At 53.3% G+C, this 225-nt stretch carries 1 pseudogene; it reads left to right on the forward strand.

From position 1 onward, the window contains the following. Positions 1-135 (forward strand): annotated as a pseudogene (locus AF337_RS42085) (ABC transporter permease); the annotation flags it as partial. Between the last annotated feature and the right edge of the window lie 90 nt (positions 136-225).

The following is a 225-nucleotide window of genomic DNA, read 5'->3' on the forward strand; positions in this document are numbered from 1 at the left end:
GCACTTATCGAGGTCATCCGCAACAGTCTTGGTCTGCTCGGCATCAACGCATTCTGGCAAGGATGCTTTATCGGTGGGGCAATCGTGCTTGCCGTCCTTTTCGACCGACTTCGCAACCTACGACAGGGCGAGTAGGCGAATCCGGCCCTTGAGAGCACGCTGGTCTTGAGTTTTGAGTAAGTGACCGGATTTGTTAGATTGTCCCGAAGCGTGGTCCTATTAAAC

The organism is Rhizobium ecuadorense (assembly GCF_001187535.1).
Lineage (GTDB): Bacteria > Pseudomonadota > Alphaproteobacteria > Rhizobiales > Rhizobiaceae > Rhizobium > Rhizobium ecuadorense.